This window comes from Pseudarthrobacter sp. NPDC058119 (assembly GCF_042884655.1).
Lineage (GTDB): Bacteria > Actinomycetota > Actinomycetes > Actinomycetales > Micrococcaceae > Arthrobacter.
The window spans coordinates 14857-28548 of sequence record NZ_JBHVTN010000009.1 but is presented as its reverse complement, the minus strand read 5'-3'; the positions used below and the strand labels follow the sequence as shown (position 1 = coordinate 28548).

Below are 13692 nucleotides of genomic sequence, written 5' to 3'. Positions count from 1 at the left end.
CCTTGTTGGAAAGCATGCCCGTCGTATGGCAGGGCGGCAGCTCCTCACACAGGATGCGGGCCCTTCAGCGACCAAGAAACAAGGGAGTGGCGACCTCGCGATACTACAGACCCAGGGATTGGACTGTTCCAGACCTCATCCGAACAGCATTACCGCGAGTTCCTCTTGCAATCCGTAGCAAGTTGGCCCATCACACGGATGTAAAAGACTCAAGGTGGAAGACAGTTGTTTGGCGCATTGACGGATCCGCAGCAAGCTAGCGACTAAATCAATCACAAGCTTGCATCCGGGCATGGTTGTCAGTTTCGCCCTCCCTACCAGGTTCAGGGCGCTTGCACTGTCGGGGAACCCCTCTGAAAGACGCTGGGAAGGCTGAGCGAATACCTCTGTGATCGCACTATTAGCTCATCCCCTATCAGGCTGGCTCACGCAAGCTGGCCCAAGAGGAAGCCCTGTGCAGCGTCAAGCACTAACTTCAGCTTCGTCCATTTGATCCCGCGCTATTTTTCACGGAGAGTCGATCCTCATCCTCACCGGCGCTCTCCCTTGATGGTTTGTGGCCTGCACGTCATCCTTGTTTATGACTAAGTTCATAATTCGCCGCTTCATGGACGGCTTGGGATCACTGCATAAATTAGTTGCCAAGTGCTGGACTTGGTTTACAAACCTTTCCTTTTGGCCCAAGCTCGCCGCCGTCCTGGCTTCCCTAGTAGCTATAACGGTCGCGATCACGGGTGTGATCGTGGCAAGCTCCACTATCAAAGCAAATGAATCAACCATTCAAAAAAACGAGGCGGACACCAAGAAAGCCGCAGCTGAGGCCGCGCAGGCTGCTTCTGCATCGGCCAGTGCTTCTCTTGCTGCACTGCCGTCCGAAAAGGCGAAGAACATCGACGGGTCCAGCCCAGATGCCCTCTGCAAGAATGACTTTTTGGAGTGGGCGACGTTCAATTTCGTTCAACCGAACTCTGAAAAACCTGCAACTACTATGAGAGTTCTAGGCTCAGAACTTTGCACCAGCGCTTGGGTACACGTGTTCAACACTCTGGAAGGAACGCGCGTGGAAAAGACTATTGAGCGTATCGACGCCCCCGACCTTAAAGGGCACCAAGAGTCGACACCCAACGATATATCCACAAACCTTACGAATGAGTTGAACAAAAACTCATTCTCGATGCAGGTCTTTGCTCCAGGCTGCGTGTGGGTAAGTTTTGTACTTACCCGCGTCGATTCTGGCGAAGTACTCTGGGAGGTCCCACGCCAACAGGTGTGCAAACCCTAGAGCCACCAAGCCGTCCACAGCCGCTTGGGCTGTGCACGGCTTCCTTACATCTTGGGTTGATTAGCGCCAGTAGTGGTCGGCCTGCTGTCATCTCTGTCTTTGGCCGCTGCTGAATTTCCGTGGCGGTGGCCGTAGCGGTTGGGGTGTTGCGGGAATGAGGCGTTCATCAGGCGTTGCATCCTTTTCATTCGAGGAGGGTCGATGTCGGCGGGCAGTCCAGGCTGTGCTCGTTCCTCGGGTTCTGCTGCATCCACCACGAGTTGGTCGTGTGGGCTGAGTTGGCCTGCCCGGATAAGCCACTTAAGAGGCCTTAAGCCTCCACGGAAGACGTATTCTGCCTCATCTGCAGTAAACAGTTCCCTGCTAAGTGGAGAAAACACGACTGCCGCCTCTGCATCGTCCAGTGAGAGACCGGCTTATTAGCAAGGCGAATAAGTAGGGTTGCGGGCATGCGTGGCCGCCGGGTGGCCGCTGAGTTCGGTATTGGACTCAGTTCGCTTCGAAGTAGGCCACCAGGGGTGCGGCCGCCAGCGCGCTGGTGGCCCCTTCGTCTGTGAGAATGTCGCTGACTGCAGCTGCTAGGACAATCGCGGCGTATCTGTGCGCTTCCAAATTCGGGTCAGTGTGTGAAGGCTCGCCCAGGCCCATCGTGCCTTCAACGTTGATCGGTGCGTAGCGGCCAGCTAGGAACCCCGTGGCGTGAGTCCAAGTCGAGTCTTCCCGCCACAGGTGGTACACCGTCCAGAGATTCATACCTGTGCTTTTGACGGCTCCTGTCAGGGATTGTGCCCCTGTATTGATCAGCTTGTCCTCGGAGACGTTCAGGATGAAGGCCTCCATGTCGGCGACGTCAATATTTGATGGGAGGCCGTTTTCCCGCAAGTATTTGTCGGTCTTGGTTTCGTTCATGCGCTCGAGGTCGAGCATCGTGTCAGTGGCCATCGCGCGATCTGACGATGGCATGTCTCTGAGCCAGAGCATCCGGATGGTCAATTCCCAGAATGCTCGCCGGTTTGGAGCAGCCGCTTGCCCCAATCCGGAGGCTGTGAGCATGGCAATTATCCGGCTCTGTTCAAAAGCTGCACGCAGCCAGCCGACAGCGAACTGACTGACTCGGGTTGCAGGTACCCCAGTTAGATTGACCGCGAGAATCGCGTTTGCGGCGCGAAGGGTGTGATCGGCGCTGGCTAGGTACTCAGGACGCTCACGCTCGGATTGTTCCTTCTTCTCCCCGCTGCCGTTCATGGCATCACTATATCCACGGTCTATGCCCGGTGAGGGATCCCCTTGCGGGCTGCACCGGTCGCCATAGCGCCGTGAGCGAGGCGCCATTTACCGCTGCAAGTCACAAGATTTGAAGGACTTGGCGTGCGGGGATCCAAAATAGTCGTTATTGACCCAGACGACTTTTGAAACTGACACTTACCGTAAGCGTCCGCTAAGAGATCCCGGATAACCTTCATAGTCATGAGGACCAGCAGAGCTTGGCGAGACTACCAAGAAGAGGCCGCCAACTTCTTCAGAGAGCTAGGCCTGGAGGCTGAAACCGATGCGAGGGTTGAAGGAGTCCGCACTGCTCACGATGTTGATGTACTCGTAACTTTTAATCATGCGGGCCTGCGTCTGAAGTGGCTTGTTGAGTGCAAACATTGGAAGAGGCGTGTAAACAAACTCCACGTACTAGGCCTTAGGGAAATAGTGTCCGATGTTGGAGCGGATCGCGGGATCCTCCTGGCTGAGAAAGGGTTCCAGCGAGGAGCTTCCGAAGCCGCGGCGAAGAGTAATGTCTCACTCACGAGCCTGGCCGGTCTTCGCCAGACGGCATCAGATGCTCTGAACCAACAAAGGTTGAATGCCTTCCCGCTCCGGCTTGCCGAGGCACACATCTCTTATTGGTCCATTTCCAAGACCGATCGAATCGATCTAGGCATCCGTCACGACGCGGGGGACGTCGGTTTCCACGGGGGAATCCTTCTCACAGTCGCCCAAGACGTTCTCCTCAGCGCCCTTGCAGGTAAGTTCCCGCCGTACGGCAATTTTGCCTACGCTCTCGGAGCTGACCAAATAAGCAATCTGGAAGAGGCACTGAACTGGATGGAGAGCCGACTATCCGAGCTAGAGAAGAAGCTAGGGACGCCTGAGGCTGGGGCTGCTGCCGCCCGAAGACGAGGGGACTGAGTGTGCCGCATGGACCACGTCCGGCACCGACCCCAGCGTGACCTGCTGCATTGTCGCCTGATGTCTTGATACCAGGCGATGTCCTGGTTCAAAGGAAGTGGGACGGGAGGGCAGAGCGTTTAGAGCACCGTCACCGTGTAGTTCTGCCGGCGGGTCTTACGGGGATCTCGAGTTTACGAACTGCGAGCACTTCAAAGGTATGAGATCCGGGGGCGCTGAGGCCCGGCGGAGGACCGGCTAACGGGCGCTGGCCGGGCGGCGACAGCGTCGTTGTCGCGGTATCCGCCACCTCAAGACCTTCGAGCATGACAAACTCAACTGAAAGAGGAATCAACGCAAGGGGTACGGAGCGTGGCGCTCAAGAAGTCGGATCTTTACAGCTCGCTTTGGAAGAGCTGTGATGAACTGCGCGGTGGCATGGATGCCAGCCAGTACAAGGATTACATCCTCACAATGTTGTTCGTGAAGTACGTGTCGGATAAGTCTAAAACCGACCCGAACTCCCTGATCGAGGTACCAGTCGGCGGCTCTTTCGACGACATGATCGCAGCCAAGGGTGACAAGGAGATCGGCGACCGGATCAACAAGACTATCGCCAAGCTCGCCGAGGCCAACAGCCTCCAGAAAGTCATTGACGTGGCGGACTTCAATGACGAGGAAAAGCTTGGCAAGGGTAAGGAGATGCAGGACCGGCTCTCGAAGTTGGTAACCATCTTCCAGGATCTGGACTTCCGCGGCTCCCGCGCTGAGGGCGACGACCTGCTGGGAGATGCTTATGAATACCTCATGCGGCACTTTGCGACGGAATCAGGAAAGTCTAAGGGGCAGTTCTACACGCCCGCCGAGGTATCGCGAATTCTCGCCAAGATCCTCGGCATCAATGCGGATACGCAGTACTCGGAGACAGCGTATGACCCAACCTGCGGCTCCGGATCCCTTTTGCTTAAAGTAGCCGACGAGGCGCCCCACGGCCTGACCCTTTACGGTCAGGAAAAGGACAACGCCACTTGGGCGCTGTCCAAGATGAACATGATCCTGCATGGCAACGAAATCGCTGATATCCGAAAGGGCGACACGATTACCAACCCTCAGTTCACCGAGGGCGACCAGCTCAAACCGTTCGACTTTGTAGTCGCCAATCCACCCTTTTCAGTCAAATCCTGGAGCAACGGCCTCGAAAACGAGTTTGGACGTTTCGAATATGGTATGCCACCAGAAAAGAACGGCGACTACGCCTTCCTGCTGCACGTCCTAAAGTCCATGAAAAGCACCGGCAAGGCCGCTGTCATCCTGCCTCATGGCGTCCTTTTCCGCGGTAACGCCGAAGCTGTTATCCGCAAGCGGATGCTTCAACAAGGATTCATTAAAGGCATCATAGGGCTTCCAGCGAACCTCTTCTATGGGACGAGCATTCCCGCCTGCATCATCATCTTGGACAAGCACAACGCAGAAGCCCGCCCAGGCGTGTTCATGATCGATGCCTCAAAGGGCTTCATCAAGGAAGGCAACAAGAATCGCTTACGTTCGCAAGACCTGCACAAGATCGTTGACGTTTTTACCAAACAGACCGAACTCGAAAGCTACTCCCGAATGGTGCCGCTGTTCGAGATCGCGGATGAAAAAAACGACTACAACCTCAACATCCCACGCTACATAGATTCCTCCGAGCCCGAAGATATCCAGGATCTCCATGCCCACATGCACGGCGGCATCCCCGAGCGCGACGTTGACGCCCTAGCCCCTTATTGGGATGCCTTTCCTACCCTCCGCATGACACTGTTCCAGCCAAACCGTCCCGGCTACAGTGACCTAGCAGTTGACGTGGCCGAAGTGCAACAGACCATCCTCGACTCAGAGGAATTCAAGCAGTTCGCCAAGGACGTCGGCGCCGAAGTTGACAACTGGTTCACCGCCCACCGCGCGGACTTGGAAAACATCACCAAAGACACCCAGCCAAGTGCACTCATTGCCGACATGGGTGACGACTTGTTGGCCCGGTTCAAGCACGTACCGCTGTTGGACGAGTACAGCATTTACGAACAGCTCATGTCCTATTGGCACGCCGAGATGCATGACGATGTCTTCCTTATCATGAACGATGGCTGGAAGGGCGCTGCAAAACCACGCAAGACCATCGATGACAAAGAGCGAAAGCTGACGGAGACGCCTGATCTGACCATCGGTCACGGCCGCAACGCATTGAAATACAAGATGGATTTGATCCCGCCTGCACTAATTGCTGCACGTTCGTTCCCAGATGTTCAGTTTAAACTCGACGAACTAACGGTAGCCGCCGAAGAAGCCAGCCGCAGGGTAGAGGAGTATGTTGACGAACATGCCGTCGAAGATGGACTGCTTGCAGACGCCATGGACGACGACAAAATTTCCAAGGGCCTCACCGTCGCACGACTAAAGGCCGCCAAACGTGAAGGGACAGATCCTGAAGAAATAAAGGCCCTTGAGCACGTACTCAAACTCTATAATTTGGAAGCAGCTGCCAAGAAGGCAGTCAAGGATGTGCAGGCCGAGCTCGACTTGGCCACTCTCCGAAAGTGCAGCGATCTCGGCGAGGAAGAAGTCAAGCACCTTGTTTGCAGTGACAAATGGAGTGAAACGCTTAGCCGTCGTGCCGCCTGGGAGGTCAATTCTCTCACGCTTGAACTAGTTGGACGTATTCAACAGCTTGGTGAGCGGTATGAGGAGACACAGGGGCAGCTGGAAGATGCGTTCCTGAGCGCGGGGGCCAAGATTTCTAGTCATCTTGCGGCTATGGGCATCCACTAATGAGTCAGGCGATTCCGAAGCGGACAATTGGCTCCATTACTACCTGGTACTCAGGTGGAACCCCTAACCGTTCCCGAGGAGAGTACTGGAACGGTAACATCCCTTGGATTTCAGCATTTACCCTCAAAGACTCTGAAATCAGCACGTCGAACCAGTTCCTGACGGCCCAAGGAGTGGAAGCCGGCAGCAGGATGGCGCCAATCGGATCGACGCTCCTACTCGTCCGAGGAAGCGCGCTCCACAAGGAAATTCGCGCGGGAATGGTAGTTGAGCCCGTGGCCTTCAACCAGGATGTAAAGGCACTTGTTCCCAAACGCGGGTTAGTACCAAAGTATTTGACTCACGTGATTCGAGCTAATGAGTCCGAGTTACTTAAGCTCGTGACTTCAGCTGGAAACACAGCAGGTGTGTTGGACACCAAAGTCCTTCAATCCTTTGAAATCTACTTTCCAAGCGAGTCAGAGCAACAGGTCCTTGCCAAGGCATTCGACGACGTTGACAACCTGATCGCCTCGTTAGAACGGCTCACTGCCAAAAAGCAGGCAATCAAGCAGGGTATTATGTACCAGCTCCTCACCGGGCGGACACGCTTTCCTGGGCATGTTGGTCGCTGGTCCCGAGTTACAGTCGGGGACGTCGCGGACGTCAAGACTGGACCCTTTGGGTCTGCCCTACATGAAAGCGACTATGTAGCTGCCGGCACGCCCATAATTACGGTGGAACACCTTGGCGAGAGACGCGTGAATGCCACCAACGCGCCAATGGTCTCCGAGTCCGACAGTCGACGACTGGGCGCCTACCGTTTGAAACTGGGGGATGTTGTTTTTAGCCGAGTCGGATCAATTGACCGAAATTCTCTTATTTCGGATTCAGAAGAAGGATGGCTTTTCTCGGGGCGTTTACTGCGGGTTCGCTTCGATCAGTCGCAGGCTGACCCTGCCTTCATGAGCGCGCAGTTCCATGCCAAGCAATTCCGAGAGGCCGTTCGTACAGTCGCTGTGGGGCAAACAATGCCCTCGTTGAATACCGCTATCTTGCGGAACATTTCCATCGATCTCCCTCCGCTTGCCGAACAGATCGCAATTGGCAAAGTACATGCGGACCTAAACAGGGAACTCGACGTGCTCGAATGCAGATTGGCAAAAGCACGTAACATCAGGCAAGGGATGATGCAGGAACTCCTGACGGGTCGAACGCTTTTGTCGATCGGTGTCATGGCATGAACGTAGATGGGCAACAGGGGCGCTCGACAGCAAGGGGGATTCAGCATGAGTGTAGTTGGCCAGCTTGAACGCAAGACACAAGACCAGGTCGTGCAGTTGTTCCAGGGACGGCTCGGCTATGAGTACGGTGGCAACTGGGAGTACCGCGAGGGCAATTCCCATGTCGAGATTTTCCTTCTTGAGAAAAATCTTCGGGCACGTGGTTACAACGACAACTTAATTAATAGGGCGATAGACCGACTCAAGAAAGATGCGTCCCTCGGTGGCGGACGCAATCTCTACGAGGCGAACCGTGACGTCTACAACCTCCTGCGCTATGGCGTGAAGGTCAAACCCGGTATGGGCGAGAACACCGAAACTGTATGGCTAATCGACTGGAAAAACCCCGAAGCCAATGATTTCCTCGTGGCGGAGGAAGTCTCCATCAAGGGAGAGCACAACAAACGCCCGGACATCGTGCTCTACGTCAATGGACTGGCACTCGGCGTTATAGAGCTAAAGCGCTCAAAGGTCGGCGTGGCCGAGGGTATCCGCCAGAACATCGGCAACCAGCGCCGGGACTTCATCCGGCCATTCTTCACAACGGTTCAGTTGCTTTTCGCCGGCAACAACATCGAGGGCCTGCGCTACGGAGTCATCGAGACGCCCGAGAAATACTGGCTGTCATGGAAGGAGCCGTCTGAGACAGAGGACCCGCTGGATCGTGGCCTACTTCAGATGTGCCGCAAGGAACGCTTCCTTGAGTTGATCCATGACTTCATCGTTTTTGACTCCGGCAGCAAGAAAACCTGCCGTCACAACCAGTACTTTGGGGTCAAGGCAGCGCAGGATCGCATTGCCAAGCGCGAGGGCGGCATCATCTGGCACACCCAAGGATCGGGTAAGTCCCTGACCATGGTGTGGCTGGCCAAGTGGATCCGTGAGCACCAAACTCAAGGTTCGGAGCAGGCCCGAGTTCTCATCATCACGGACCGCACCGAGCTGGACGAACAAATCAAGAAGGTCTTCAACGGGGTCAATGAGGACATTTATCGCACCGACTCCGGACCCGATCTGATAGCAGCGCTGAACAAGCATGAGCCGTGGCTCATCGGGTCTTTGGTGCACAAATTTCGGTCTGGCGACGATGATCAGGCCCGGGACGAGGCCAGTGGCGCCTACATCGCCGAGTTGAATGCCAAGATTCCCGCCGGCTTTTCTGCCAAGGGGAACCTTTTCATTTTTGTAGACGAAGCACACCGCACCCAGTCCGGGAAGATGCATCAGGCCATGAAGAGGCTGCTGCCGAGCGCCATGTTTATTGGTTTCACCGGCACGCCGCTGCTAAAGAGGGACAAGGCGACCAGCATGGAAACCTTCGGTACCTTCATCCACACCTATAAGTTCGATCAAGCAGTCGACGATGGCGTGGTGCTGGACCTGCGCTATGAAGCCCGCAATATCGATCAGGAACTGGTCTCCCACACCAAGATCGATCAATGGTTTGATTCTGCAACGAAGAACATGACCGACCTATCCAAGGCCGAGCTTAAGAAGCGCTGGGGCACGATGCAAAAGGTCATCAGCTCGGAGCCACGATCGAAGCAGATCGCTATGGACATCATGTTCGACATGGCCACCAAACCACGCTTGATGGATGGCGCGGGCAACGCCATGCTCGTCGGCGCCAGCATCTACCAGGCCTGCCAGTTCTATGAGATGTTCAGCCATACCCACCTCAAGGGCAAGGTCGCCATCGTTACCAGCTACAAGCCGCAGCCGGGGGACATCTCCAAGGAAGATACTGGCCACGGCGCAACCGAGAAAATACGCCAATACAACATCTACCGGCAGATGCTGTCTGAGTACTTCAATGCGCCTGCCGACCAGGCAGTGACGAAAGTCGAACAGTTTGAAAAGGAAGTCAAGGAACGGTTTATCAACGAACCGGGTCAGATGCGGTTGCTGATCGTCGTGGATAAGCTCCTCACCGGTTTCGACGCACCTTCCGCCACCTATCTCTACATTGACAAGAAGATGCGCGACCACGGACTCTTCCAAGCCATCTGCCGTGTTAACCGACTCGATGGTGACGATAAGGACTACGGCTACATCGTGGACTATCAGGACCTCTTCAACTCGCTTGAGGATGCGATCACTGATTACACCCAGGGTGCATTCGAGGATTACGACGAGGATGACGTCAAAGGCATCATGAAAGACCGTCACGTCCAAGGACGGAAGGATCTTGACGATGCCCTGGAGCGCGTCCGTGCCCTCTGCGAGGCGGTGCTGCCACCTAAGCAACCGCAGCAGTATCAGCATTACTTTGTGGCCACCGAAGTCGGCAACGCCTCACAGATCAAGGCCAACGAAGCCAAACGCGTAGAACTCTACAAGTCTGTCGCTGCCCTTACTCGTGCTTATGCGGCCATCGCCACCGACATGGATAAGGCCGGCTATAACGACGCTCAGGCGGCATCTATCGCAGCTGAGGTCAAGCACTACGTTGACGTCGTTGCTGAGGTCAAGGTTGGTGCTGGCGAGAACGAGGACTTCAAGCAGTACGAAGCCGATATGCGCTTCCTCCTCGACACCTACATTCGAGCCGATGCCTCGCAGATCGTCGCAGACTTCCAGGACGTCGGGCTAGTGCAACTCATCGTCAAGGAGGGTGTCGCCGCCCTAGACAAACTCCCCGAAGGCCTCAAGAACGACCCAGAGGCCATGGCTGAGGTGATCGTCAACAATATTCGGCAGGTGATCGTCGACGAGCAGGCGATGAATCCCAAGTACTACGAGACCATGTCTTCCCTGCTGGATGCCATTATTGAGAAGCGTCGTCAGGGGGCACTCGAATACCAGGAATACCTCCACGAATTGATTGCACATGCCAAAGCTGTTGGAGCCGAAGGAACCGGCAACAACTATCCTGCGTGGGCAGTAGACGGCGCGCAACGAGCGCTCGTGGATTTCGACTTTGAAGATCCAAACTTGGCGGTGCAGGTTGACGCCGCTATCCGCGGCGGTAAGCCCCACGACTGGGTAGGCAACGTCATGAAAGAGAAGGTCGTCAAGCGAGCGATTCAGCGCGTTTTGCCCGATAGTTTTGATCGCTTCGACGAACTGTTTGATCTCGTGAAGGCCCGGCATGAGTACCGCTAACGCCTATATTCGGGTTGCCGGCATTGATGTGGACGTCGTCTACAAACACATCAAGAACATGCATATCGCCGTTTACCCGCCACTGGGACGAGTGCGAGTCGCAGCCCCGGAACGCCTGGATGATGACGCCATTCGCGTGGCAATCGTTCAGCGGTTGCCCTGGATCAAGCGACAACGGGAGCAACTGCGCAACGCCGTGCGCCAGTCCGAACGCGAGATGATAGCCGGAGAATCTCACTACGTCTGGGGGCAGCGTTACCGGCTCCACGTCATCCACACCCCAGGACGGATTCGCTTCGACACCTCCGGCAATAAGCTGATCATGCAGTCGCCGGAAGATAGCACGCCAGAAGCCAGGCGAGATGCACTGGATAAGTGGTATCGGCATGCACTGAGGTCTGAACTCCCAGCTCTTATGGCGAAGTGGGAGCCAATCATCGGGCGTAAGGCCGCCAAGTGGTCAGTTCGCCGCATGAAAACCAAGTGGGGATCATGCAACCGGGAGTCGGCCCATCTCTGGTTCAATGCCGAGCTGGCCAAGAAACATCCCAACTGTCTGGAGTACATCGTTGTGCACGAGATGACCCACCTTCTCGAACGCCACCACAATGAACGCTTTACAGAGCTTATGGATGGCTTTCTACCTGACTGGAGGGCTCGAAGGGATGAACTTAATGCAGCACCACTAGCCGAAGAAAACTGGCCCAGCGAACTTCCGCAGCAAACACTCGCGGCAAGCCTGTAAAGCCGGAGCTCGCAGCCAGCTGGGAGCGAAGTACGTCATCTGGCCGGGATCGGTCGCCACCTAAGTAGTCTGTTGGGCATGGGGAGAAGCGACGTTCAGGACTTGGTGGAGCAAACAGGGCTGAGGAAACAGGAAGTGGCCGCCGCTCTCGGTGCCAGCGTAGCCAGTCTTCGCCGCTGGGAGCGCGAGGGCGCTATGCCCGAGGACAAGCGCCTGGAGCTGCAGAGACTGGCTCGCGGGGGAAAACCCCATCGGCCCATGAGTGAGGCCCTTCCGGCAGTCCGGCTCGCCGAGTTTTCAAGTGCCGTACTTATCGAGGAGTTGGCTAGGCGGGCCCGCGGTGGGTGGCTTCGCGACTCGCAGGGCCAGTAACTGCGGCTGAAAGCTTCAGCAGCGATTCCCCACCGCTCGCCAAGCCCCGTCGGGCAGAATGGCCTCATGTGCGGCAGATACGTGATGTCCAAAGCCACCGGGGACCTTCTAAACCACTTTGAGGCAAAGGAGGTCGAGGGAAGCCCGCCACCGCCGAGCTGGAACGTGGCGCCAACCCAGGCTGTGCCGATCGTTGCTGAGCGTCTGAATGAGGGCACGATTGACCGGCACCTACTCGTCGCACGGTGGGGTCTGGTGCCGTCCTGGGCAAAGGACATCAAGATCGGCTCCAAGCTCATCAACGCCCGCAGCGAGTCCATCCTGGAGAAGCCCTCTTTCCGCAAGGCTGCGGTGAAGCGGCGTGCCATCGTCCCGGCCGAGGGTTATTACGAGTGGCAGAAGACCGAGGACGGGAAGAAGATCCCGAATTATCTGTACTCGGAGAAGGAGCCGTTGTTGGGCTTCGCCGGTCTGTATGAGTGGTGGGCTGACCCGTCGCTGCCCGAGGATGACCCGGAGCGCTGGCTGCTGAGCTGCACTGTGCTTACTACGACGACGCAGGACGCGCTGGGGCACGTCCATGACCGCTCCCCGGTCATCATCCCGCAGGACCGCTTCGCGGAATGGCTCAACCCGGACCTGACCGACAAGGGCGACATCCAGCACCTGCTGGACTCCCTGCCGGAGCCAACCCTGATACCTCGGATTGTCAGCCCCGGAGTCAACAGTGTGCGCAACAACGGGCCAGAGCTGATCGAGCCCGCCGAGCCCGCATCCAAATAGACTCATGCGGTGATACTCACCGGCACCATTACCAACGCGGACGGCAGCTACCACCACATCGAGGCCGAAGGCGACACTTATGAAGAAGCGCGTGAAAACCTCTACGCGCTTCTCGAAGAAGGGCAAAACCCCTTAGTGATCCGTACGGACCGCTAACCCGCGTGAAGCCGGTCCGGCAGCGCGACGTCGGCAGGGGACAGCTCCGGCCTCACGCGGAGTAGCCGCAAGGGGTGCCGAAAGGAACTTCCAGACCATGCGGTGTCGGCGGAGACCTCTACAACCAAGGGCTCCACGAGCGTCAGCGCCATGGGTTCCTTGTCCCGGTTGAACCTGTCCAGAGCCGTACCCTTCACCATGACTGGCCAGGGGTGCTCAGCCGCAGGCGGGTGCAGCCATCGTGCCAGCTCGCGGCTTTCCCTCGTCTTCAGTGGCGTGGAGCGTCCGACGATTCGCAGCTCGCCGTCCATGATCAGGCCGGCGACAACCTCGGAAGGTTGGGTAATCGGCCCGATCACTGCGCCGCAGATAATTTCCAGGGTTTCCCGGTGCTTGAGCTTCAACCACGAACGGACGCCCGGGGTGTACGACTGTTTCAAATCTTTGATGACCAACCCTTCAACCCCGGTGGCTGGCAGGTCTTCGAACCACTGCTCCGCTACCGCGCGGTCGGTGGTGGTGGGGGAGAGGGACAATGGCGGTTCCCAGGCCGCGGCGAGTTCTTCCAGGAGCGCCCTCCGCTGGCTCAGAGGCAGGGCCCGGGCGTCATGCCCGGCAACGGCCAGCACATCGAACGCCACGTAATTGGCTGGCGCTGCTGAGACCAGCCCGGGAAGTGTTTTTGGTCCGGCACCCAGGCGCTGCTGCAGGGCGTCGAAGTTCAGCCGGCCCTGGCTCCAGATCACGGCTTCGCCGTCGATCACGCATCCTGGGGGAACGGACGAAACGACCGCCGAGCAGAGTTCAGGGAAGTACCCAGACAGTTGCTTCCCTTGCCGGGACCACAGCGTGGCCCCATGGTCATCCCTGACTGCAACACACCTGTACCCGTCCCACTTGGGTTCAAACAGCAGGTCCCCGTGCAATGCGCCACCACGAGGCATCTTGTCCACGGCGCGAGCCAGCGCGACTTTTACCGGCGGTGCAAGCCCCGCCGGCAACCCGGCCGTGATTCCCATGGCCCT

At 57.0% G+C, this 13692-nt stretch carries 10 protein-coding genes; 8 read left to right on the top strand and 2 right to left on the bottom strand.

Annotated elements, in window-relative coordinates; translation table 11 throughout:
• Window positions 1–580 precede the first annotated feature (580 nt).
• Window positions 581–1282 carry a hypothetical protein gene (locus ACFVTD_RS17955; RefSeq protein ID WP_387565475.1) on the top strand — a complete coding sequence of 234 codons (702 nt, stop codon included), beginning with the start codon at window positions 581–583 and terminating at the stop codon, window positions 1280–1282.
• A 489-nt stretch (window positions 1283–1771) separates the two neighbouring features.
• Here ACFVTD_RS17955 and ACFVTD_RS17950 read toward each other — a convergent pair whose 3' ends face one another.
• Entirely contained in the window at window positions 1772–2527 is a 756-nt protein-coding gene (locus ACFVTD_RS17950; protein WP_387565473.1) for a hypothetical protein, read from the bottom strand.
• A gap of 222 nt (window positions 2528–2749) precedes the next feature.
• Between ACFVTD_RS17950 and ACFVTD_RS17945 the strand changes: the two genes are divergently transcribed.
• The 7 genes from ACFVTD_RS17945 (at window position 2750) to ACFVTD_RS17915 (ending at window position 12667) form a co-directional block, all read left to right on the top strand.
• The gene (locus tag ACFVTD_RS17945) at window positions 2750–3460 is read left to right on the top strand and encodes a restriction endonuclease (RefSeq protein ID WP_387565471.1); all 711 of its coding nucleotides are present in this window, start codon (window positions 2750–2752) and stop codon (window positions 3458–3460) included.
• Between the two features lie 351 nt (window positions 3461–3811).
• Window positions 3812–6244 carry a type I restriction-modification system subunit M gene (locus tag ACFVTD_RS17940; protein ID WP_387565469.1) on the top strand — a complete coding sequence of 811 codons (2433 nt, stop codon included), beginning with the start codon at window positions 3812–3814 and terminating at the stop codon, window positions 6242–6244.
• Window positions 6244–7467: a restriction endonuclease subunit S gene (locus ACFVTD_RS17935; protein WP_387565467.1), complete on the top strand. Its 1224-nt coding sequence runs from the start codon at window positions 6244–6246 to the stop codon at window positions 7465–7467. Before ACFVTD_RS17940 ends, ACFVTD_RS17935 begins: the two co-directional genes overlap by 1 nt.
• Window positions 7468–7512: 45 nt before the next feature.
• Entirely contained in the window at window positions 7513–10611 is a 3099-nt protein-coding gene (locus ACFVTD_RS17930; RefSeq protein ID WP_387565465.1) for a type I restriction endonuclease subunit R, read from the top strand.
• Window positions 10598–11356, top strand: coding sequence for a M48 family metallopeptidase (locus ACFVTD_RS17925; RefSeq protein WP_387565463.1), 759 nt, complete (start codon window positions 10598–10600; stop codon window positions 11354–11356). The genes ACFVTD_RS17930 and ACFVTD_RS17925 overlap by 14 nt, the downstream gene beginning before the upstream one ends.
• 438 nt (window positions 11357–11794) lie before the next feature.
• Window positions 11795–12511: an SOS response-associated peptidase gene (locus ACFVTD_RS17920; protein WP_387565461.1), complete on the top strand. Its 717-nt coding sequence runs from the start codon at window positions 11795–11797 to the stop codon at window positions 12509–12511.
• Between the two features lie 9 nt (window positions 12512–12520).
• On the top strand, window positions 12521–12667 hold the full coding sequence (locus ACFVTD_RS17915; RefSeq protein WP_387565459.1) for a hypothetical protein: 147 nt from the start codon (window positions 12521–12523) through the stop codon (window positions 12665–12667).
• On the opposite strand, the gene ACFVTD_RS17910 is transcribed toward ACFVTD_RS17915, so the two are convergent.
• On the bottom strand, window positions 12664–13686 hold the full coding sequence (locus ACFVTD_RS17910) for an ATP-dependent DNA ligase (protein WP_387565457.1): 1023 nt from the start codon (window positions 13684–13686) through the stop codon (window positions 12664–12666). The genes ACFVTD_RS17915 and ACFVTD_RS17910 overlap by 4 nt on opposite strands.
• Between the last annotated feature and the right edge of the window lie 6 nt (window positions 13687–13692).